Consider the following 23,110-nt stretch of genomic DNA (forward strand, 5'->3'; position numbering starts at 1 on the left):
TGTTGTTAGGGAGGTTTGACTTTGGGTGAAATTATATTTCTGCTTGTAATGTGGGGATTGATTGGCGCTTTTGGATGTTATAGCGTTGTTCCTTTTTGTTGTCCTTGCCTATTTAATTGTTCTTAATTTATAAGGAGATTTTGTTTTGATGGATTTTATTAAAAGTTTTATTCCACGCCGTTTTTCTTCCGATAAACTTGAAATTCCTGTGGTGCGCCTTCAAGGAGCAATTATGGATTCATCAGCATCTATATCTCGTACCCTTTCCCTCAGTAGGTGTGCAAATCTTTTAGAGAAGGCTTTCGCACACAAAAAGTCACCGGCTGTTGCACTTATTATTAATTCTCCTGGTGGTTCACCTGTACAATCGCGTTTTATCTTCAAGCGCATTCGTGACTTGGCAGAAGAAAAAAATAAAAAGGTTCTTGTGTTTATTGAAGATATTGCAGCATCTGGTGGTTATATGATTGCTTGTGCAGGGGATGAAATTTTTGCAGATCCTTCTTCAATTGTTGGTTCCATTGGAGTGGTTTCAGCTTCCTTTGGTTTTCCGGAACTTTTGAAGAAAATTGGTATCGAACGGCGTGTATACACAGCAGGAAAGAACAAAGTTACATTAGATCCATTTCAGCCAGAAAAAAAGGCGGATATTGAGCATTTGAAATCTCTCCAACTTGAAGTGCATCAAACTTTTATCGATTTGGTTAAAGAACGGCGTGCTGAAAAATTATCAGATGATTCGAATCTCTTTACAGGAATGTTTTGGAGTGGAAAACAAAGCGTTGAGCTTGGTCTGGTTGATGGATTGAATGATGTACGTTCTGTTATTAAGGAGCGCTTTGGTAATGATGCAAAACTTCGACTTATTATGCCTCCAAAAAGTTTTTTAGGACCTAAAACGCCTTCAGGAGTGACGGCACATACGGTTTATACAGTCGTTGATAGTGCATTGATGGCAGCAGAAGAGCGAGCGCTTTGGCAGCGTTATGGTTTGTGATGGAAAGGATCATTCAAGCCAGAGAGATTTTTATCTAAAAACAGATGCTAGAAGAAAAAAGGCTTGAAATGATATGAATGAGAACATATCGTTTATTTTGTATGAGAACTCTTTATATTTATTGTTTTTTAGAAAACGATTAAGAATATTCCAAGCTGTTTATAGGGCTCGTGCTAAAACTATGTAAAAGGGGGGAATTTTTAAAAGAACCCTATGTAAGTGAATATTACGTCATATGATATCAAATGTACAAACTTCGTTCCAAAGACATTCCTATTTATTTACACCTATTAAATTGAATTTAGCTCTACATGTTGTGGGGCAACGTGCTGATGGGTATCATTTAATAGAAAGTTTGGTTTATTTTAGTCTTAGCGGTGATTGTCTACACTATGCACCTTGTGAAAATAATCAGTTTGTTTTGACGGGGCCGTTTGCAAAAGGACTTGTTTCTCATTTAGACAATTTGGTTATTCACGCACGGGACTTTATGCATAAGACTTTTCCGGAATGTGCTCAACCTGCTTTTTTTCGGCTTGTAAAAACATTACCTGTTGCTTCAGGCATTGGTGGTGGCTCAGGTGATGCAGCTGGGGTTATCAGCATGTTGCGTCGGCAGTGGAATCTTGATTGCTCTTACGAAGAATTAGCAAAAATGAGCTTAGTTCTTGGTGCTGATGTTCCCATGTGCCTTTGTGCATTAAAGTATCAGCAGCCGCTTTTGGTTAAAGGAATTGGTCAAGAGATGATACGACTAAAAGAAGCTTGTTCATTAGCAATGGTATTGGTTAATCATGGACAAGAGATTTCAACACAAGCTGTTTTTAAAGCGTTAGAGAAGCGTCATAATCCTTCTTTAAAAATTAATACAGACGCTTTAAAGAGTGTTGATTCATTAGTTGAAGTTTTACAAGAAACGCGTAATGATCTTTTTTCTCCTGCATTAAAAATAGCACCTCAGTTAGCTGAAGTGTTATCTATATTAGATGAATGTGGGGCTCTTTTTTCCCGTATGTCTGGAACGGGAGCAACTTGCTTTGGCATTTTTAAAAATAAACAAACGGCGCAACAAGCAGCTCTTTTTATCAAATCAATGCACCCAAATTGGTTTGTAAAACCTATCATGACTTTAGGAAATATTTGATAAATAAATATAAAAGCTTTTATTTCATCATGATTTTATTATACATAATAAAAGAGGGTAACCAAAGAAATGTGTTTTTTTATTTTTTGTGCAAGAATTCGCGGAATGTTTGAAGAGCCATTTAAAACTGTAATGCTTGCAAAAAATGATCAGTCTACAGAAATAGATGTATGTTTGTTGTATTTGTGATTTATCAAAGATGTTTAATTTTCCGCTACAACCAAATTTTTCGTGCGAATTGGATTTGCAAAAACAGGGTTTTTTTCATATAGCAGGTGTTGATGAAGTAGGACGGGGGCCTCTCGCTGGACCTGTGGTAACAGCAGCAGTTATCTTGGATAAAGATCGTATTCCTAATGGGTTAAATGATTCAAAAAAACTTTCTTTTCTCCAACGAAATAGACTTTATCATGAAATTTTGCAAAGTGCATTAGCGGTTTCAGTTGCCAGTCTTTGTGCTCGTACAATTGATCAATCCAATATTAGAAAAGCAACTTTAGAAGCAATGCGTCGCTGTATTATAGGATTAGCCATTCCAGTCCACTATGTCCTTGTTGATGGGCGTGATATTCCTTCTGAGTTGTCCTGTCCTGCAATGGCGTTGATTAAGGGTGATCAGCGTTCGGTTTCCATTGCAGCCGCATCTATTATTGCGAAAGTAACGCGTGACCGGATGATGGAATGTGCAGGACAAGTTTATAAAGGGTATGGTTTAGAGAAGCATGTAGGTTATGCAACGCTAGCGCATCGTACAGCTCTTGATAAATATGGACCAGTTATAGGATTACATCGTTATAGTTTTGCACCACTAAAAGAGTGTAAAAAAGGCAATTAAAATCAATAATTTATTACAAGAGTAAGGGATTTTATAATCATTGATTCTGTTATGTTTTTTTGGGTGTCTATCCCTAACCTTTTTGAAGATTTTTGATTGCTTCTATTGCAAGTCGTTTTCTATCGGCTGTTTTGGTACAAAGGGATGCCATTTTATCTTCTGTCCAGCCAAAAAGCGCTTTCATTTGTGAAACCGTAGCACCAGCATTGGCAGCACGTTTTGCTGCTAATTTTCGCAATCCATGCGCTGATTTTTTAATATCCGCCGCATTACATGCTTTACGAAACAGATTACCAAAACTTTCTTTGGTCAGTTTTTTACCTTCTTTACTGCAAATAAATGTTTCATCTCCAATAGGTCCAATTTTAAGTGTTTCTGCGAGTTCTGGCAAAATCGGGAGAAAAACATCTGTTTTAAATTGGCTCTTTTCTGTTTTTAAATGAATAATATTATCTGTTGTGATATCTTGCCAGCCGATACGAACGGCATCACCACGACGCAAGCCTGTATAAAGAAGAACATCAATCCAGACGCGTTCATGTGTACCATGTGACCAATGGTGATAATATTTGTCTATGTCCTCTTCTAGCCATGGCAGTAATCCCTCACTGTTTAAAGATTTTGGTGCTTTTATATTAAAGGCAGGATTTCTATTTAAAAGGGCATTATCAACCGCCCAATTAAAGAGACCGTTTAAAGAGGTCAAAAAATGTTTTGCCGCCGCGGGGGTCTCTCGCCTTCTGTCTACGGCTTCAAGAATGTGTTGTTTGTTTATGCTTTTATATGCACGATCACCGATATGTTTAGAAACATTATTCAGAATTCGATATTTAACTTTTTTAGTAGATTCTGATTGATTATGCCATTGCATGCTTTGTAAATACTGATGCAATAACCAATCGAAAGAGCCTTTTGTAAGTCTGTTTATTTTCTTGGAGATGCCATTTTGCGCTTGTTTAATAGCCAGCGTATATTTGCTCTGATGGAAATCAATGGACTGTCATAAATTTTAGTATTTCCATAAATTTTAGCTTTTCCACTAATAAATGTGCCACCGTAAACATGTGCATCCCCAAAAACCTTGGCATAACCATAGACTTTTGCATCATCACTTATCCAGCAATTGCCATCATGACTTAGATTGTCTTCTTTTTGTGTAAAAGCGCCAAGATCACCTGCCTTTACATCTCCAAAGTCTCTCAAAGCACGGATGCGGTAAAGTGTAATGTATCCACCAACCTCAATTGTTTCATCGGTCAGTTCATATTTCTTTTCCTTGATTTGCGCAGAATTCACCCGTAGCGTGAATCATGCATCACTTAAAAGTTGTTAGGAATGGGTAGGGGGCTGGGAGGCATATGGGCAATCCCATTTTAAAAAAATATGCAAATTTATTTTTTAGATGTGCTTAATTTCATATTTCCAATCAGGCAATGGAATGAGAGCTAATGCGAGTTGTCCTCTATGACACATGCATACATTGGCTTCAAAACAGGTGATTGCAACGCGCTTTTTGTTAAAAAAAATTTGATATAATTTGTTTATTGCACAAGAATTATCTTTGAGAGTTGTATTTTGATAATCTTCAAAAAGGCGATCATAATCTTTTGTGTTTTCAAATTTCTTCGTTTTTCAGAGGCAATTCCAAGTTCAGGCATATGCCATATATTCAATATCAATGTTGTTTACAACTTTCTCTAATTGTCTTTTTGAAAATCCGTATTTTCTGCTTATTGGATTTTTACGAATATCATACAAAAGTTTAATATTATTTTTGATAAGTTGATTGAAATAGTCCTCAAAGGATTTTCTTTCATAGCCAATGGTAAAAAACAAAGCTCTCATCTTTAGCAGACTGTATGATGATATGTTTGATGTTACACACGTTTAATTTCCTTAGTAAATAGGTGGGGGCTCCATGAGTGCCTCTTTCCAAAAGGATAAATCCTCTAGCGATTATCATAGTGTTGTGGAACAATCAGGCATCAAAGCGGGTGATGGCGGCTTTAATATCATTGTTAAAGACAAAACGACCCTAACCGGAGGCATTATTGCTAGCACAGCCTCAGCGGACAAAAACAGCCTGACCACAGGAAGCATTAGCACCAGTGACATCAACAACGGTGCCCATGCTAAAGCCAGCAGCCATGGGTTTAGCATTTCTGGGAATGACACGATAAAAAACATTGCCAAGAATGTTTTAAATCACGGCAAAGCCAAGGATGGAGCAGAAGGGGAAACCAAATCTGCTATCAGCGATGGGACTATCATCCTTACTGATACAACTGGACAGAGGGCGATGGGGCAAGATGCTGGACAAATCATTGATGCACTCAACCGCAACACCGCTACAGCCCACCAGGCTGTAGGACAGCTAGATGTCGCATCGCTTGAGGGGGTAGTACATAATCGCGTAGGTATGATCAATGATTTATCGGATGAAGGATTGGGATACTGGGACAAAATACGCGAATTCGCATATCTCAAAGAGCATCCTGAGGGTGAGGTTTTGCATGATGAAAATGGCAATGTCCTCTATGCAACAGATAAAAATGGAAAACCTATCAAAGACAGTTATGGAAGACAAGTCCCTCTGTATCGTTATTTAACGCCTGAAGAAGAAAAACATTTACAAAAAGGTTCTGATGGCAAGGTTCATATGTTTTACAATGGTATTTTTACCTCACCAGATGATGCTGCGCGTTATACTGTCCAGTTTGCTGACAATGATCATGGTCCCCTTTATTTTACATACTTCCCAGAAGCTGAAGACTGGGAAGTGGAAGTAGGGATAGCGATTTTTCAGAAGTTTCTGGAAGGTAGATTTTTTTTTGGATTGACCAATTCAACCAAGAAATTCCAGGATACAATGTATCTTTATGGCAATACAGGATTGCATGATGATGCCCATAGTCGTGGTACCATAACAGCAGGAAATGGATCACATGATTTAGTAAAGCATGGTGTTCACGGTATAGCAAAGGAAACAACGGTTAATTTTTTTGGTCCAGCTTATAATACTCAAGACATGGCAGATACGTTATATATCTTAAGGGATGGAAAGAAAACCACTGTCGGCTTGGAAAACCATGCAGATGATTTTGTTGGTGTTGTGTTTGGCAAAAATCCCGCTACTTTTGACAAGAGGCCCCTTGGTAGTAACGTAGTGAAAGAGGCAAAGAAAGTACTATTTGATTATCCAAGTCCTCATGTTTGTTATGCAAATGCGGATCGAGCATGTAGACATGATTATGGTTCATCTCACCGGATACAAATTGATTCAATTAATTCATGGAGCAAAAAATGAAACACATTTTAAGATTATTAAGCGGGATAATCCTGTTAAGTATAGCTGGGTGTAATTTTTTTAAGCCTGCTCCAGGGTATATGTATTATGTGGGAGAAGCCAGGAGCAGATTTTACTGAGATAGGAAAAGCTTTATTAGAATGTGGAATGCCAACGCCTTATGATGAGGATTCAGAAAGCAGAGAGCAGAGTATTAATGCACAGGCAACAGTCCATGCTTGCATGATTCAATCAGGATTCCACTATAAAGATGAACATGAAGGGGGATGGTGTTATACTTTTAAAGAAGACAACCTTCCAAATTGTCGTCTAGGTGCTGTCATCCCACAGAGAAGTGTCAAGAGGCGCTTAAATAGCCCTTATTGTAAAAAGCATTCAGAACAACTTGAATGCAAACCTTAAGTCTTGCTTCAGCAGAGAAAACCTTGAATTTACACCAAATAAAGCACCAGGTTGATGAGTTTGAGAAAGCCTTGTCCGTCCTTACGTGACAAGGTTTTTTTATGCCGCGTCGTTATAACGTTGCTGTTTTGCTTGCTCGATGACATTCAAAAGATCTGATTGTAACCAACGCGATAAAAAACCAAATTTTAAGGGTTTTGGTAAAGATCCATTGGCAACATGACGGCGGAATGTTGAGACACTCATATGAAGCAATTTTGCACTTTCACGGTCAGTTAAAAGAATATCATTTTCTGTCATTCTAAAATCCTTTCACTATAAAAACAAAAACAAATCATAACCATTTATTAACCACATTTTGGTTCATTTTTGAAGGTATTGTATTTATAGAAAACAATATTTTATCATAGTTTTTCTGATGTGGTAATTTATGAATCTTATTGAGAAAGAATGAGAGAAAAGAGAGCTAAAGTTATCCACAGATAATGGGGTTATTCACCCCATATCTTAAGATTGACCAGTGACATAAGCCGCCCATTTATTCATATAGACACGGCGCTGTTCTAGATAGTCAGTACGACGATAGGAGCGCTCTACTTGCCCTCCGACCGGTATGACTTAGAATGGTTTCAGCGACCTCATAGGGGGCATCGGTTGTTTCTGCTAGCCAATCGCGTAAACTAGAACGAAATCCATGCGGGCAAGCTTCAATTTTATTTTTTCTCATATACGCCGCCATCATCGTATGTGAAAGAGGACCACGACCGGTAAGTGAAAAGATGAAATCACTTTTAGAGATACAGCGGGCTTGTTCAATTACTTTTATTGCTTCAGATGATAGGGGGACGCGAAACTCTTTTGTTGTATCACGCTTTCCTTTCATATTTTCAGCAGGAATTGTCCATATATCGCCATCAATTTGATCTTCACGAATATGTCGCAAAGGATTGCTACGAACCCCTGTAAGGATAAGCAAACGTAATGCCAGATATGGTATGGTTGTTGTTTTACAAAGCGTCTGATAAAAAGCCGGCACTTCTCTCCAATCCATGGCTGGTATATTTTGTGCTTTATGGAGTTGCTTTCCTAAGAGAGCGCGTGCTTTTTATGTTGCCTGTAAATCAACGTCCAAACCCAAGGCAGCCGCATGTTTGAGACAAAGATTAAGACGCATCAATGCTGTTCGAGCAGTTCTAGCTTTTGTATGCCAAATAGGAGCAAGTGTATTGCGTATCTCTGTTTGTGCAATCTCTGAAACGGGCAGACAACCTAATTTTGGCAGCATATAAAGCCGTAAAGGTAAAAACCAATCTCCAGCCTTGCCATCATCTTTTAATTCAGCTTTACGGCTTTCAAAAGCATCTAAAGCAATATCTTTTAAGTAATGGAGATTGCGCATTGCCTCACGCTTTTGTTTGTTGCGTTCTTTAATAGGGTCACGCCCCTCACGTAAAACAGCACGCCATTGCATTGCACATTCACGGGCTTGTTTTAAAGAAACATCTCTTAAAGCACCCAAGCCCATTTCGCGACGACGACCATGAATGGTATAACGGTAAATCCATTGAGCACCTCCATCTTTACGCTTATGAAGAAGCAAGCCGGCACCATCATTATATTTGCCAGCTCCCAATGTTGCGACAGACCTTGCATTAAGACGGTTCATAAGAGCCATTTTTACTCCTTTCTTATACAGTTTTTACCCACACGCCAGCCCCGCTTATGACGTGCAAGTAAGTGATTTTGATTAATACAACATGGAACAGATTTTAAATGAGAGAATCCTACAGTATTAGTTTTTTCATTCAATATGAAAACAATAAGTTATCATTATAAATCAAAGTGATGTGGCGTGATGAAGATGCTTATGCAAAGAATCTAAAAGTTTTTTTGCGAGTGTTTGAATAAGTTCTTTGTTTTCTGAATTTTAGATACAAAATACTATTGCTAAAGTACTAAAAGTAGATCATGCTGATAAATAGATGAAACTTTGATGGTGCTTGGTTTAAAAAAAGACAATATTTGATTTCACTGTTTGCGCGGGCATTAATTTTGCAATAACAGATGATAGTTTATTGCGTGCAGAATACTGTTATTCAGATTTCGTTAAAAAGAAATTTATAAAAGAATATTATCATTAACAGTTATACGAAAATTTAATGAAAATGAATCCAACTTTAAGACACATAATTCTAGTGTGATTTAGTTTACAGATTCTCATTGAATGCAAAATTAAAAGTTTAAGAAGCCTTATTTTCAAAAAATCTTTATTTTTTTGTGAGTGTGTCATTTTTGCTACAGATATTTCAGAAAAGATGCTCTATATGAATTTCATTTTGGATATTTGGAGAGATTTTATGAATACAAAACGTTTAATAACAGCGTCTATTTTTTCTTTAATTTCAGCGTCTACAGCACTAGCTGCTGATGTTATGATTCCTCATCAGCTAGCATCATCGACTACTTCTACCATTGTTGCACCTACTTTTTCATGGACAGGTCTTTATTTAGGTGTCCAAGCTGGTGGTTTTTCAAGCAAGGCTGATGTGGCTCTTGTTGGTCAAGAAAAGAGTTTACCACTGGATAAAGAGTTCTCTCCTAAACTTTCAGGTTTTGTAGGTGGTTTTTATGCAGGTTCTAATATTGATCTCGGTGATAACTTTATTTTTGGCATCGATACGGATTTAATGATATCTGGAAAAAAACACACAAAGACCATTACCATAGGTGCGGCTGATAACACTACAGTAGAAAATGCAGTCGTAAGATCCCGCAGATCCGCAGAAGTTGTAACCACAACAGGAACACCAACAGGAAAGACAACACAAACAGCTGCTTCAGAACAACCTGCACCAAAAGTAGCAGATGTAGGAACTACATCAACAAAACCTGCTGCAGAAACAGAAACCTCCAAACAAGTGACGAGATCAGAAGTAAGAGGAACGCCAACGCCAGCAGAGGGCAACACACAAACTGTTCCATCTAAAAAAATCTCCCCACAGACAGAGGGAAGATCAGTGCAAGCATCATCGGGATCATTGGCAAGATCAGATACAAGACAGCCATCGGTAGCAGTAGGAGGAAATGGATCAAATCCAGTTACATCTAAACCAACAGCTATTGGCACAGGGGCAGGAGTAGCAGGGAAGTCATCATCGTCCTCATTGGTAAAATCAACAGCAGGAAATCAAACAGCAGGAGTAGGGTCAAGTGGAACAAGTGCACCTGCAAAATCTGCAGAAGCAGGATCTGCAAAAACGGCTGAAAAAGCACCAGTATCCTCTGCCTCATCAACAGTATTAGGCGCAAGTCAGCCAGCAGCAAAAGCATCCACATCGGTACAACCTGCATCACAACCATCAGCAGTAGAAAAAACAGTACCGAGCGGATCACTTGTACTCGCGAGATCAGGGTCAACCTCTGAGTCAGCAAAATATTCCAATGGAACAAGCGGAGTCCAAAACGGAGGTCATCATAGTTCTTCCCATGGTAGCGGAAATGCTAATTCGCATGGTGCACCTCATGCAGGTGGGCGTAGCTCTGGTGCTCATCCGAATGGTACTAATCCACATGCTTCTCGTTCTCATGGTGGACAGAATATGTCTGGACACGCTGCACAAAGTACACAAGCGGTGGATAAGAACGATTCCAGTGTATATGGTATAGAACAAATAAAAAAGCTGGCTTCTGAACTTGGTCTTGATCAAGAGGATGAAGTTGAAACTTTAAATCATACTTTCAAACAAAATTGGGGTGGTGCTACACGGGTACGTATTGGTTTTGCTGCTGATCGCTTTATGCCTTATCTTGCTGGCGGTATTGCTTATGGGCAGTTCCAAGACACTGTATCAATATCCGTTAAGGATGAGGATGGAAGAGTCGTTTCTTCTAAGAACTTATCTGATGAAACAAAAACCATGATTGGTTACACACTTGGTGGTGGCGTTGATTTCTCGGTTTTGGATAATGTGATTGTACGTGCAGAATATCGTTACTCTGATTTTGGTAAAAAGAAATTTGCAAAGGAAAAACTTGAAGTTAACTACAAAACCAATGATTTCCGTGTTGGTGTAGCTTATAAATTCTAATTTTTAAAAGAGTAAATTTCTAAAAGGCTCCACTATTAGTGGAGCCTTTATTTTTTAAAAGATCAATTTTTGGTTTCTTTTCTTGTGAATTTCATGATAAAGCCCATAGAGTGTGATGATATATTTTCCTGATCGCTGCTTAATACGAATGATAAGCTCGGCTTTCCCTATAGATAAAAACCAGAGTTGCAGGGTTCAGGGAAGTTATGCAAAAATGAAATCGTAAAAGTGGACAGGAATATTTCACAATGACTGTGAAAAATGAAACAATAGATTATTCAAAAACCCTTTATCTCCCACAGACAAATTTTCCTATGCGTGCAGGGCTTCCGCAAAAAGAGCTTGAATTGATGACGCGTTGGGAAAATATGGGGCTTTATGCGCAATTGCGCCAACAAGCAAAACATCGTCCATTTTATATTCTTCATGATGGTCCACCTTATGCAAATGGTCATATTCATATTGGGCATGCTTTAAACAAAGTTCTAAAGGATGTGGTTGTCCGTTCATTCCAAATGCGCGGTTTTAATGCAAATTATGTACCTGGTTGGGATTGCCATGGGCTTCCAATTGAATGGAAAATTGAAGAAAAATATCGAGCACAAGGAAAAAATAAGGATGAGGTACCTCTTAACGAGTTTCGTAAAGAATGCCGTGAATTTGCACAGCATTGGGTAACCGTCCAAAGTGAAGAATTTAAACGCCTTGGTGTCGTGGGAGATTTTAACACGCCTTATACTACAATGGCTTTTCATGCAGAAGCACACATTGCCAGTGAATTGATAAAATTTGCTATGTTAGATCAGATTTATCGTGGTTCCAAGCCGGTGATGTGGTCTGTTGTAGAGCGTACGGCTTTGGCAGAGGCTGAGATTGAATATCATGATCATGAATCAGAGGTGCTTTGGGTTAAGTTTCCTGTCTTTGAAGCAAATTCTGATGATTTATATGGTGCTTATGTCGTCATTTGGACAACAACACCGTGGACAATTCCAAGCAATCGTGCAGTGAGTTATTCTTCGCAAATTTCTTATAGTATTTACGAAGTTGAAAGTGCTGAAAATGATTTTGGTCCTCAAGTGGGAGAAAAGCTTCTCTTTGCAGACGCTTTAGCGATGAGTTGTGGAGAAAAAGCCAAACTTGTTTTGAAGCGTTTGCGTGTTATTTCTTCTGAAGAGTTGAAAGCTCTTGTTCTTTCTCATCCACTCAAAGGTTTGGCTGGGTGGTATAACTTTAAAATTCCATTGCTTGATGGTTCGCACGTAACAGAGAGTGCTGGTACAGGTTTTGTCCATACAGCACCAAGCCATGGGCGTGAGGACTTTGAAATTTGGAATGATTATAAGTCCTTACTGGAGCAAGCGGGGATTGATTCATCTATACCGTTTCCTGTTGATGATGCAGGGTTCTATACGAAAGATGTTCCAGGTTTAGGACCAGATCGTGAAGGAGGACCTGCACGTGTTATTGATGATAATGGAAAAATGGGTGATGCCAATAAAGAGGTCATTAACGCTTTAATTAAAGCAGATCGATTGTTTGCACGGGGGCGTTTAAAGCATTCCTATCCCCATAGTTGGCGTTCAAAAAAACCCGTTATTTTTCGCAATACACCACAATGGTTTATTTCAATGGATAAAGATTTTGGGGATGGTTCAACTTTACGTAGTCGGGCTTTGGAAGCTGTTTCAAAAACGCGTTTTGTGCCGTCTTCTGGACAAAACCGCCTAGCTTCTATGATAGAAGATCGTCCTGATTGGGTTCTTTCTCGTCAGCGTTCTTGGGGTGTTCCTATTTGTATTTTTGCGAATGAGGATGGTGTTATTCTAAAAGATGAAGGTGTGAACGAGCGTATTTTACGGGCTTTTGAAGCAGAAGGGGCAGATGCATGGTTTGCTGAAGGAGCACGTGAACGTTTTTTAGGTGAGCGTGCACATGAGCCTTGGGTACAGGTTTATGATATTTTGGATGTTTGGTTTGATTCTGGAGCCAGCCATAGCTTTGTGTTAGAAGATCGGGCTGATTTGAAATGGCCTGCTGATGTTTATTTTGAAGGTTCAGATCAACATCGCGGATGGTTCCAATCTTCTCTTTTGGAAAGCTGTGGTACGCGTGCTTGTTCTCCCTATAAGGCCGTGATCACACACGGTTTTACTTTGGATGAGAATGGTAAAAAAATGTCTAAATCTTTAGGCAATACGGTTGTTCCGCAAGAGATCATTAAAACATCTGGAGCTGATATTTTTCGTCTCTGGGTTATGACAACCGATTATTGGGAAGATCAGCGTTTAGGCAAAAAAATACTTCAAACAAATGTGGATTCATATCGTAAACTACGCAATGCAATTCGTTGGATGCTAGGAACTTTAGCACATGATGATGGAGAAGAAGTATCTTATGGTGCACTGCCGGATCTTGAAAAATTTATATTGCATAGGCTTTTTGAACTTGATCAGTTGATTAATCGCGCTTACGATGAATTTGATTTTAAAAAGATTATGCGTGCATTGTTGGATTTTTCAATCATTGAGTTATCGGCATTTTATTTTGATATCCGCAAGGATTCTCTTTATTGTGATGCGCCTTCATCAAAAAAACGCAAGGCCTCCTTGCAGGTTGTCCGTGAGATTTTTGAGCATATGGTCACATGGCTTGCTCCAATGTTGCCTTTTACTATGGAGGAAGCTTGGTTAGAGCGTTATCCAGAAAGCCAATCGGTGCATTTGGAACAATTTCGCTCTGTACCAGAAGAATGGCAAAACCAATCTTTGGCTGAGCGTTGGAAAAAAATTCGGCAGGTCCGTAAAGTTGTGACAGGTGCTTTAGAGCTTGAACGTGCTAATAAGCGTATTGGATCCTCTTTGGAGGCTGCGCCTATTGTTTTTATTTCCAATCTGGTTTTACGAGAGGCATTAGAAAATGTGGATATGGCGGAGATCTGTATTACCAGTGCACTCACAATTAGGCAGGACACAATACCTTCTGATGCTTTTACTTTGAATGATGTTGAAGGTGTTGGTGTATATCCAGAGAAGGCATTAGGAAAAAAATGTGCTCGATCATGGCGTTATACACAAGATGTTGGAAGTGATCCAGCTTATCCGGATGTATCTGCTCGTGATGCAGCTGCTTTGCGGGAATTGCAGATTCTTGGCAAGATTTAAAGTTTTAGATCAAAGGAAAGAAATGCAAGTAAATTTCTCATATTGATGAATATAGTTTTTTGTGGTACGAAAAAAATTCCGTTGTTTTATCTGCAGGGGGGGAAATTTGTGTATGGACCATTCTCTCATAAATAACGGGAATATTAATCAGCCATACACCTAGGAAATGGAATAGGCAGTGAGAAAACGTGAAATAAAAATATTTCCAATAGGAATTTTAGGGATGTGCTTTGTTTTAACGGGATGCAATTTATCCGCTCCTACCTATGGTACCAATAAACCAGTTTCAATACAGTTTTTTGAAGATGTTGCTAATATCACTTCATTAACACCAACAAATAACAGCAGCCAGATTGTTATGAAACCTCATCCAAAACTTGTAATACCAAGCCTTAGTTCACGCAGATTTTTGCCGGTACCACAACAAGATAGATCTGTCAATGAAATGGCAGCATCGAAGAAGCATCAAGGAAATACACCTTTTCCTCACAAAGGATCGTCAGTTAATGGCGTTGGTTCAGAAAATCCTTCACAGTTGAATGCGAAGCAACGACAGGAATATTTACGTCGTCAGAGAGCACAAGTTGGAAGTTCAAAATACCGTCGCTATCTCACTGAACCACCTTTAAGTTATCGCCAACCGGCAAAAACCGCACCTATTGGTCGATAGGGAAAAGACAAAACATTTAAAGTAAAGTATTTTTCCAATTACTTATGATACCAAGCTCTCATTCGCGCGCAGTTATAATGCTGCTGTAGGAGGGGGTATTCTCATGAAATAGCAATATGACAACAGCATCGAGAGAGTCCTTATGCGTTTCCTTAACACGAAACATTTCTCAAGCTCATTTTACAACATTGCTCATGTGGATAGTATAACGTAAAATCTATTGTGCTCCAATACTTTATGCTTAGGAAGGAGAAAGTGGATACCATCATTTCATTTTACAGACTCCAATGTTACGATAATTCTTGCATTTGAGAGCTTTCATAAGAGACATTTTTAGTCTTTTCTAAAACGTTCTTTATCCAGACGATAATTCCGCTTATGATGTGCAAGAAAGAGATTTTTACTGTTTCAATGTAATTTGAAATGAGAGTATATCTACGATATTTTGGACTTTATATTTTATATACAAAATAATGAATTATTCTTTTGAATGAATGTATCATCTAATAGAAACAATATGCAGAATTAAAAGAGAGAAAAAATGCTTCGAAATAGCTTTTGCTATATATATATCAGAAGAATTAACAGTCTTTTTTGAGAAGTAGGATAGTTTTTAAAGAGTGAAAGTTATGGAAGAAGAATTATTTTTAGTATCGCTTTTGTACAAAAAAGTCTTTAAGTAATTGAGCTGCTTCTTTTTCCTTGAAACCAGAATAAATTTCAGGTTTGTGATGGCAGGTTGTTTGCTGATAAAAACGTGGGCCATTTTCTATAGCACCTCCTTTGGGATCATTTGTTGCATAATAGAGACGTCGTATGCGTGCAAATGAAATGGCAGCGGCACACATAGCACAAGGTTCAAGTGTTACATAAAGATCGCAATCAGGAAGCCTTTCGCTTTGCAATGTTTCGCAAGCCATACGGATTGCGCGTATTTCTGCGTGTCCTGTAGGGTCATATGCAGATTTTATAAAGTTACCAGCGCGTGCAATGATAGCTTTTCCACGTGTAATGATAGCACCTACGGGAACTTCATCTTTTTTTGCAGCCTCTTGCGCTTCTAAAAGGGCTATTTCCATGGGCGTCAAGGTCATAATATTCTTTCTACTGAAGGTATAGAAAATCTAAAGGTTATCTCGATAAGGAATGCTATGGAATGAATAATTTATTACGCTTTTATAATGAAAAGAATACCTCTATTTTTTTTAAGAGTTTAAAACAAACTTGCAAGTTGGCAGATACATTATTGTCGTTAAAGGATAGAAAATGATAAATGATTATGCTACTTCATTTTTCAGGATAAGCGGTATGGTGCATGTGAATAATTTTCTGAACATACTTGCAAAGATTGGTTTGAAACGCAAATGAATGAAAATAATGAGAGTGAACGAATTGCTAAAAGGTTAGCGCGTGCTGGTATTGCTTCGCGTCGAGATGCAGAAATGATGATTGTTGCAGGTCGTATTTCTGTGAATGGTAAAGTCGTGACAACGCCTGCTTTTAATGTTAGCCGCTCTGATGTTATTATAGTTGATGGCAAACCTTTACCTCCTATAGAACGAACGCGTTTATGGCTTTACCATAAGCCAGCAGGTCTTGTCACCACGAACCGTGATCCTGAAGGCAGACCTACAGTATTTAGTAATTTACCAAAAGGAATGCCGCGTGTTCTTTCTGTTGGAAGGCTTGACATTAATACGGAAGGGCTTTTGCTTTTAACCAATGATGGTGGCTTAGCGCGTGTATTAGAGCTTCCTGTAACGGGGTGGGTCCGCAAATATCGCGTCCGTGCTCATGGAAGAGTAAAACAGAGTGCGCTGGATAACCTTAAAAATGGTATTGCAATTAATGGTATTTTTTATGGTTCGATTGAAGCATCAATTGAACGCGAACAAGGGTCGAATGTATGGCTTTCTGTCGCTTTGCGAGAAGGAAAAAATCGTGAAATAAAGAATGTTTTAGGGGCATTGGGATTATCAGTTAATCGATTAATACGTGTATCTTATGGTCCATTTCATCTCTCTGATTTAGAAGAAGGAGCCGTGCAAGAGTTAAAAGGGCGGATGTTACGAGATCAGTTGGGTGAGCGTTTAATTATGCAAGCCAATGCAGATTTTGATGCTCCTATTCTTAAGCCATTTTCAAATTCTGCAGTTGTTGCAGAAAAGCAAAGCCAGAAAGATCTTTCTGTTGCAAATGATGGTTGGGTTTTCTCAAGTGAAAGGGCGATACGACGCCGACCAAGAGATGGTTCTGTTGAACATAGTCGCGCACGATTAAGTACAAAGTCTCATGAGAATGTAAAGAAGGAGAAAAGTGAAGAAGGAAAATCAGAGCGTTTTCTACCGCGTTCTCGCCGTGCTAATGTTTGGATGGCTCCTGGTGCACGTCCGCAAAGTGCACGTAGAAAGCCTTCCTATAGTGAGGAGAAATCGCATGATCATAAGAGCGATTTGGATGGTAGAAAATCATTTCATCGAGGCAAGGAAAAACTAAAAGAAAATCCGTCATACAAAGAGAAGAGGGAAAGTTTTGTTCAAAAACATGGCAAAATATCTTATGACGAGACGCATCCCTTTGGTAAGAAAGATCGCTTTTTAAAGGATAAAGAGAAAATGATAAAAGGTGGTCATGATGAGCATTCTTTTGAGAGAAAGAAAAAGGTAAAATCGTTTGGTGGTGCTATGAAAAAATCTAAACCACATAGGGACGGTGCAAAAACTTCGAAGCGATTTGGAGGTCCACGTGCGGATCATAGGCGGTAAATTTGCTGGGCGTGTTTTGTTTTCGCCTGTTAATCAGTCGATTCGCCCAACGAGTGATCGTACACGTGAAAGCCTTTTTAATATTCTTTCTAGCCGTGAAGAACAATTTTGGACCAATAAACGCATTCTTGATCTTTTTGCTGGGACTGGTGCTTTAGGCATCGAAGCACTTTCACGTGGAGCAAAGGCTGCTGTTTTTGTTGAAAACTCGGTTGAGGGGCGTGGGGTAATTCAAAAAAATATCGAAGCCTTTGAATTACAGTCAATAGGGCGGATTTTGCGTCGAGATGCAACCAAACTTGGTAATATTGGAACAATGCTGCCATTTGATGTTATCTGCGCTGATCCTCCCTATAGCCATTGTTTAGGTGAACGTGCTTTTGTAGAAGCTTTGCGAGGAGGGTGGGCAAAAGCTGATACACTCTTCATACTTGAAGAAAAGAAAGATACAATGATTCATTTACCTGACGTCTTTTATCTAGATGATGAGCGTTTTTATGGTGAAACAGCAATACGTCTCTATAAATTACGATCGCTTACATCTTGAGAAAGTTCTTGTGTTTATCCGATAGGATGAAAAAATGCTTTTACACAGTTTTCTTCATTTTATATGGTTTTTAAAAGGTTAAGCAGAAAATCAATAAAAGATTCTAATGTTAAAGGAATTGATGAATTTTTATTAGCTTTACTATAGAAGGATGTTTTTTCTCCAATAGGATATATATTCCTCGATAATAGTTATGATCTTTTTTGTCTAATTTTTTCTGCTATACCTTAATCATCACATTTCATCAGCAGTTGAAAGCTTTAAGCTATGCAGTCTGCATTTATATCTTATATGATGCGTAACGTCTATTTTTGTTATTGTATAAATTTAAAAAAGATATTTTGTTTAGTATTGAAAATATTGTTCATTTATCCTGAATATTTGTGTGTTTAGTTTAGTAGTATCCCTTGTTGATTTAATCATTACATATTAAGTAAATCTGAGAGTATTAAGTATCTTATCGTTGTGCAGCTTTAAGGATACTTTTTTATATTATTCTTTATCACTAAAGATAAGGAATTTGTAAAAAAGGGGAGATTATCATGTTTAAATGGATATATAGTGAAGAGATTAGCACAGAAGCAAGTGCTGAGCAAATTTGGGCTATATGGGAGGACGTAGCAAAATGGCCTTCTTGGGATCACGAACTTGAGTGGGTAGAACTTTTTGGTGCTTTTAAAGTAGGAGCTGTAGGCCAAATGAAACCTAAAAAAGGACCTACAGTAACTTTTACACTTGATAAAGTTATAAAAAATGTTTGTTTTTCTGATTATGTTAAACTTCCTTTTACACGTATGAGTTTTAATCATGAATATATTTGTTCAACAAAATCTGGTTCTTCCAATAACAAAATTCGTCATACTGTAATTATGTATGGCTTACTTGCTCCTTTCTTTGGAGTGATTATTGGATCAAAAATTAAGTTATATCTTCGCGATGCAATGATTGAAATGAGTAGACGTGCTCTTACTGAAAACAAAAGCATCTTGTAAGGGGGTGCATTTATAAAGAAGTTAATACCTTAAAAAAGGTGCAGAAATCTTAGCCTTGTTAGAATGAAATTAGTTATGAGTATATAGCAAATTGATGAGCTATGATTTGGTTTTAGTTAGCTGTTGAAATCGTGTCAAAGCATCTTACGGGATTAATTTTGCGCTAAAAATCTTATGAAATTCATTGAATTTTTTTTATATATAAAAGCTTATAAGATGCTCTCTTCATTGAAAATGAGAAAGTTTCAGAAGTTCATTACTTCTCTATGATGTAGGTCCATATCGTCATAATATTTTCCTGTTTCTAATGTTGCAATATTTTTTGCATTTAAAACCTTCATAAGAGGCATTTTGATTTCTTCTTAAATAGGTTTCATTCATATGCCCCTTATTCATGATATGCTCGCAAATAGTTGTGATTGACTCAACATGAATAGGTTCGAAACAAAGAGAATTTTATGCTATTAGGCTTTTTTATACAAATTACAAAACAATAAATTATAAGTATAAATCAAACTGTTAATTTTATTGAAAGATTACAAGATAATTTCTTGATTACTTTTAAATATAAAAAATGAGTTCTTTATGATATTACGTCCATTAGGGTAAAGAAGTTTATGACTGCTCATTTTGTTGAAACCATAATGGAAGGAAATATTTTTTACTCTGTTTAAGTTTTGTTTCATTTACAAGAGTGCCGTCTCATTATGAGAGAGTTTATAGAAGCAAAGAAGTGTATACAAATATAAGGCATTTTCTTGATTCTTTCTTGGAAATTAAAGAATGCTATAGGAAAGATATGAGGTAAGTTTTTTACTACCCAGAGGAAGGAAGACCTGTGATTTAGATCATTTTATGCTTTTCGAATTTTTGAGGACTTTGGCTTAAATTCAAGTGTTATTGCTAAGACTTTTGTTAATTGCCAATTGTTCTGTTGATTTGATTGTCAGTGGAGATTTGGCTCCTAAAATGATAAGGGCCCATGAGAAATCTTGAAACTAAAGAGATTTTACGGCATATACGGCATATTACGTCTTTTCATAAAGAAGCTAAAAGGAAAATGATTTAATGCATTAAAAGAAAAAGAATGCATGAATGTGCATAATCTTATGAATCAATACACAAGAGTTATATTCTGATTTGTATAAATTTGTCAGAATGCTTATCAATGTAAATAATAAAATATTTTAGGGAGTCTATAATGACTGATAAAAACCAGATTGAGAAAGCTGTTTCGCTGGTTGAAGCAGCAAAGCGTTCTGGGGCAGATGCTGCTGATGCTGTTATTGTTCATGCTCATTCTACCAGTGTATCAGTTCGTTTTGGGAAAGTCGAATCGACAGAAGCAGCAGAGAGCAATGATTTTACTCTAAGGGTTTTTGTTGGAAAAAAAGTAGCAAGTGTTTCTGCTAATTTAGGATCTTATCCGCAAGAACTTGCGGAACGTGCTGTTGCGATGGCTAAAGCTTCTCCCGATAGTTTATTTGAAGGTTTGGCAGATAAAGAGTGTTTGGTTAAGTATCCTAAAGATCTTGATCTTTTTGATGATTTTGTACCCAGCAGTCATTTTTTAACAGAAGATGCTTTAAAAACGGAGGCAGCAGCTCTTGATGTTAAAGGTGTAAGCAATTCTGGTGGCGCTGCAACAGCTTATGGCCGTAGTGGGTTTATTCTTGTGACCAGCGATGGTTTTTGTGGAGCCTATCGCTCAAGTTGTTTTTCACGTTCTTGTAGTGCTCTTGCAGGTGAAGGAACACAGATGGAGCGGGATTATGATTATACAACAGCCTTACATTTTTCTGATTTAGAGGCAGCAGAAACTGTGGGAAAGAATGCAGGGCTTGGTGCTGTTCGACGTTTGGGGGCAGTTCGTGCGGCGACTGGGAGCGTTGATGTTATTTTTAATCCGCGTACGGCTCGTGGAATTGCAGGGCATATCGCATCTATGGTCAATGGAGCCTCTGTGGCTCGAAAAACGAGTCTTTTACAGAATTTCCTAGGCAAGGAAGTGATGAAGCCTAATGTTAATGTAACCGATCAACCTTTGCGATTACGTGGAAATGCTTCTCATCCTTTTGATGGAGAAGGGGTAGAGGGGCAAACACTCAATATTATTGAAAATGGTATTTTAAAAAATTGGCTTCTTTCATCATCTACAGCACGTGAATTGGGACTTAAAACAAATGGACACGGTATGCGTTCGGCATCATTAGTGCAGCCGACCAGTACAAATTTTGCTATTGAACCGGGTTTAGTATCGCCTTGCGATATGATAAAAGATTTGCGAAATGGATTTTATGTGACCGAATTATTCGGTCATGGCATTGATTTTATTACTGGTCAGTATAGTCGTGGAGCTTCCGGTTTTTGGATTGAAAATGGTGAAATTGCTTATCCGGTAAGTGAAGTAACGCTAGGTTCTGATTTGCTTCATATGTTAGCACATTTAACACCTGCCAATGATATTGATCGGCGTTATAGTACAGCTGCTCCAACATTGTTAATTGAAGGGATGACACTTGCAGGAAAATAACACGCATCATTCTTCTGATTTAAATCTTTTGCGTGACGTTTGTCGAGAGGCAGGAGATTTAGCAATGCGGTATTTTGGATGCACGTTGGATGTCTGGATTAAAGAAGGTAATTCCCCGGTTAGTGAAGCAGATTTTGCTATTGATCATTTCTTGAAAGAGAGGCTTCTTGGAGCTCGTCCAAATTATGGATGGATTTCAGAAGAAACAAAAGATAATCGAGAAAAACAAGATTATTATGAGCGCTCTTTTGTTGTTGATCCTATTGATGGAACGCGTGGTTTTCTTTCTGGCAATCCTTATTGGTGTATTTCGGTTGCCATTATTGAGAATGGGCGTCCTATTGTGGGCGTTCTACAATGTCCGGCTCAAGGAGATGTTTATACAGCTGTAACGGGTGGAGGGGCAACATTAAATGGGATAAAACTTCCTCGTTTAGCCTTTGAGGTTCATCGAAAATATAAAATTTCACTTGATAAATCGCTCGCACAAAAATTACCAGATGATTTTCTCAATCAAGTCAGTCTTTATCATTATCTTCCTTCTCTTGCTTATCGTATTGTTCTTGTTGCTCAAGATGAAATTGATATCGTATTAGTTCGTCCAAATTGTCATGAATGGGATATTGCCGCTGCTGATCTTATTTTGCAGGAGTGTGGAGGGTGTTTTTTATCGCTTGATGCCCCTTTACTATCTTATGGAATTGAACCTTACCAGTATGGACTTTTAATTGCTGGTAAAAATAATTGCTGTCAAGATATGATAGATGTTGTTCGTCAAACAAAGTTAGTTTAATCACATAAAAGCGCGCTAAAATAATCTAAATGATATGGAGGCACATATGACTGAAACCAAAGGAAAAAAACAATATTTACATCTTGTATTTGGTGGGGAATTAAAAAATCTTAACAGTAATCAATTTAAGAATCCTGATGATTTAGATGTGGTTGGTATTTTCTCAGATTATCAATCCGCTCAAGAAGCATGGCAGGCAAAAGCACAAAGCAGTGTAGATAATGCATTACAACGTTATTACATTGTAGATTTGCATCAGTTTCTTGATGCTGAGTTAGGCGATGCAGAATAAAGCTTGAATATTTGGTTATTATAACCTGTAGATTGCTTCATGCTTTTGTTTAGTCGTCCTTTTCATAGGTACGTTCTTCGGGTAAAATAGAATGCCGTAAAAAAGAATATGCTTGTTGTTTAAAATTCATATGTTTTTTTAAGAAACATCTCCCAAAGCACCCAAGCTCATTTCATAATAGTGTCCGTGCAAGGTATAAAATCCATTATTGCACCACCATCTTTACGCTTAATAAAAATGCAAGACAGTTTCTATCAACCTATTTACAACAGCAATATTATCATGACAGCTATCACTCGAAGTTTATGCTTATATTGTGAATAGTCACTCTGCTTTTGAATGGGGTATGAGACACTAATGCGTTAAGATTAATAAAAAGAGTAGCATTATTAATGATAGCAATTATTACTCTGTTGAGATTATTAGCACTCGTTACTTATCTATTGGAATTTTTTCAACGAGTTATTACTATAAGCTTAGAAACCATGAAAGTCGTTAGAAACTTTACCAAAATTAGAAACTTAGAGAAACTAAATAGATTTATGAAGTTAACTTACCTCATAAGGGGTTCTTGAGTACTC

General features: G+C 37.8%; 16 protein-coding genes and 4 pseudogenes. 14 read left to right on the plus strand and 6 right to left on the minus strand.

The genetic code is table 11. The annotated features are described in order from the left end of the window. Positions 1 to 148 precede the first annotated feature (148 nt). The 3 genes from ACFIK1_RS09105 (at position 149) to ACFIK1_RS09115 (ending at position 2,976) form a co-directional block, all read left to right on the plus strand. Positions 149 to 997 (plus strand): S49 family peptidase, encoded by an 849-nt coding sequence (locus ACFIK1_RS09105; protein WP_012754808.1) that lies wholly within the window; start codon positions 149 to 151, stop codon positions 995 to 997. A 235-nt stretch (positions 998 to 1,232) separates the two neighbouring features. Beyond that, the gene (locus tag ACFIK1_RS09110) at positions 1,233 to 2,141 is read left to right on the plus strand and encodes a 4-(cytidine 5'-diphospho)-2-C-methyl-D-erythritol kinase (protein ID WP_375662634.1); all 909 of its coding nucleotides are present in this window, start codon (positions 1,233 to 1,235) and stop codon (positions 2,139 to 2,141) included. Positions 2,142 to 2,307: 166 nt separating this feature from the next. Next, the gene (locus ACFIK1_RS09115; protein ID WP_375662635.1) at positions 2,308 to 2,976 is read left to right on the plus strand and encodes a ribonuclease HII; all 669 of its coding nucleotides are present in this window, start codon (positions 2,308 to 2,310) and stop codon (positions 2,974 to 2,976) included. Between the two features lie 73 nt (positions 2,977 to 3,049). Here the strand turns inward: ACFIK1_RS09115 and ACFIK1_RS09120 are convergent. The 3 genes and pseudogenes from ACFIK1_RS09120 to ACFIK1_RS09130 form a co-directional block, all read right to left on the minus strand. Beyond that, a pseudogene (locus ACFIK1_RS09120) lies at positions 3,050 to 3,949 on the minus strand (tyrosine-type recombinase/integrase); the annotation flags it as partial. Beyond that, positions 3,901 to 4,272: a hypothetical protein gene (locus tag ACFIK1_RS09125; protein WP_375633559.1), complete on the minus strand. Its 372-nt coding sequence runs from the start codon at positions 4,270 to 4,272 to the stop codon at positions 3,901 to 3,903. The gene ACFIK1_RS09125 and the pseudogene ACFIK1_RS09120, both read right to left, overlap by 49 nt. A gap of 102 nt (positions 4,273 to 4,374) precedes the next feature. Continuing rightward, positions 4,375 to 4,821, minus strand: a pseudogene (locus ACFIK1_RS09130) (DUF488 family protein). A 73-nt stretch (positions 4,822 to 4,894) separates the two neighbouring features. On the opposite strand from ACFIK1_RS09130, the gene ACFIK1_RS09135 reads away from it, so the two are divergent. Together ACFIK1_RS09135 and ACFIK1_RS09140 are read left to right on the plus strand one after the other, a co-directional pair. Continuing rightward, positions 4,895 to 6,283: a filamentous hemagglutinin gene (locus ACFIK1_RS09135; RefSeq protein ID WP_375662636.1), complete on the plus strand. Its 1,389-nt coding sequence runs from the start codon at positions 4,895 to 4,897 to the stop codon at positions 6,281 to 6,283. Then, positions 6,280 to 6,685 (plus strand): annotated as a pseudogene (locus ACFIK1_RS09140) (hypothetical protein). The gene ACFIK1_RS09135 and the pseudogene ACFIK1_RS09140 overlap by 4 nt, the downstream one beginning before the upstream one ends. 99 nt (positions 6,686 to 6,784) lie before the next feature. Here ACFIK1_RS09140 and ACFIK1_RS09145 read toward each other — a convergent pair. Together ACFIK1_RS09145 and ACFIK1_RS09150 are read right to left on the minus strand one after the other, a co-directional pair. Then, positions 6,785 to 6,985, minus strand: a complete 201-nt coding sequence (locus tag ACFIK1_RS09145) for a helix-turn-helix transcriptional regulator (RefSeq protein WP_375662637.1) — start codon at positions 6,983 to 6,985, stop codon at positions 6,785 to 6,787. A gap of 207 nt (positions 6,986 to 7,192) precedes the next feature. Further along, positions 7,193 to 8,360, minus strand: a pseudogene (locus tag ACFIK1_RS09150) (tyrosine-type recombinase/integrase). 682 nt (positions 8,361 to 9,042) lie between these two features. On the opposite strand from ACFIK1_RS09150, the gene ACFIK1_RS09155 reads away from it, so the two are divergent. The 3 genes from ACFIK1_RS09155 to ACFIK1_RS09165 all read left to right on the plus strand — a co-directional run bounded on the left by ACFIK1_RS09155 (position 9,043) and on the right by ACFIK1_RS09165 (position 14,607). Continuing rightward, positions 9,043 to 10,773 carry an outer membrane beta-barrel protein gene (locus tag ACFIK1_RS09155; RefSeq protein WP_375662638.1) on the plus strand — a complete coding sequence of 577 codons (1,731 nt, stop codon included), beginning with the start codon at positions 9,043 to 9,045 and terminating at the stop codon, positions 10,771 to 10,773. Positions 10,774 to 11,021: 248 nt separating this feature from the next. Then, complete coding sequence (gene ileS, locus ACFIK1_RS09160) at positions 11,022 to 13,937, plus strand: isoleucine--tRNA ligase (RefSeq protein ID WP_375662639.1); 2,916 nt, start codon at positions 11,022 to 11,024, stop codon at positions 13,935 to 13,937. Between the two features lie 178 nt (positions 13,938 to 14,115). Continuing rightward, a complete protein-coding gene (locus ACFIK1_RS09165) occupies positions 14,116 to 14,607 on the plus strand; it encodes a hypothetical protein (protein WP_375662640.1) in 492 nt (163 codons plus the stop codon). Positions 14,608 to 15,254: 647 nt separating this feature from the next. On the opposite strand, the gene ACFIK1_RS09170 is transcribed toward ACFIK1_RS09165, so the two are convergent. Next, the gene (locus tag ACFIK1_RS09170) at positions 15,255 to 15,701 is read right to left on the minus strand and encodes a nucleoside deaminase (RefSeq protein WP_375632851.1); all 447 of its coding nucleotides are present in this window, start codon (positions 15,699 to 15,701) and stop codon (positions 15,255 to 15,257) included. A gap of 270 nt (positions 15,702 to 15,971) precedes the next feature. Here ACFIK1_RS09170 and ACFIK1_RS09175 point away from each other — a divergent pair, with 270 nt between their 5' ends. From ACFIK1_RS09175 to ACFIK1_RS09200, 6 genes are all read left to right on the plus strand, one after another. Beyond that, positions 15,972 to 17,372, plus strand: a complete 1,401-nt coding sequence (locus tag ACFIK1_RS09175) for a pseudouridine synthase (protein WP_375662641.1) — start codon at positions 15,972 to 15,974, stop codon at positions 17,370 to 17,372. Next, complete coding sequence (rsmD, locus tag ACFIK1_RS09180) at positions 17,353 to 17,919, plus strand: 16S rRNA (guanine(966)-N(2))-methyltransferase RsmD (protein ID WP_375618629.1); 567 nt, start codon at positions 17,353 to 17,355, stop codon at positions 17,917 to 17,919. Before ACFIK1_RS09175 ends, rsmD begins: the two co-directional genes overlap by 20 nt. 542 nt (positions 17,920 to 18,461) lie before the next feature. Continuing rightward, positions 18,462 to 18,911 (plus strand): hypothetical protein, encoded by a 450-nt coding sequence (locus ACFIK1_RS09185; protein ID WP_375662642.1) that lies wholly within the window; start codon positions 18,462 to 18,464, stop codon positions 18,909 to 18,911. Between the two features lie 1,201 nt (positions 18,912 to 20,112). Next, positions 20,113 to 21,444, plus strand: a complete 1,332-nt coding sequence (locus ACFIK1_RS09190; RefSeq protein WP_375612375.1) for a TldD/PmbA family protein — start codon at positions 20,113 to 20,115, stop codon at positions 21,442 to 21,444. After that, positions 21,431 to 22,237, plus strand: a complete 807-nt coding sequence (locus tag ACFIK1_RS09195; protein WP_375618599.1) for a 3'(2'),5'-bisphosphate nucleotidase CysQ — start codon at positions 21,431 to 21,433, stop codon at positions 22,235 to 22,237. Before ACFIK1_RS09190 ends, ACFIK1_RS09195 begins: the two co-directional genes overlap by 14 nt. A 46-nt stretch (positions 22,238 to 22,283) precedes the next feature. Further along, the gene (locus tag ACFIK1_RS09200; protein ID WP_375618600.1) at positions 22,284 to 22,529 is read left to right on the plus strand and encodes a DUF4170 domain-containing protein; all 246 of its coding nucleotides are present in this window, start codon (positions 22,284 to 22,286) and stop codon (positions 22,527 to 22,529) included. Positions 22,530 to 23,110: the final 581 nt, after the last annotated feature.

This window comes from Bartonella sp. OC16QHHD, from assembly GCF_042194035.1.
Lineage (GTDB): Bacteria > Pseudomonadota > Alphaproteobacteria > Rhizobiales > Rhizobiaceae > Bartonella.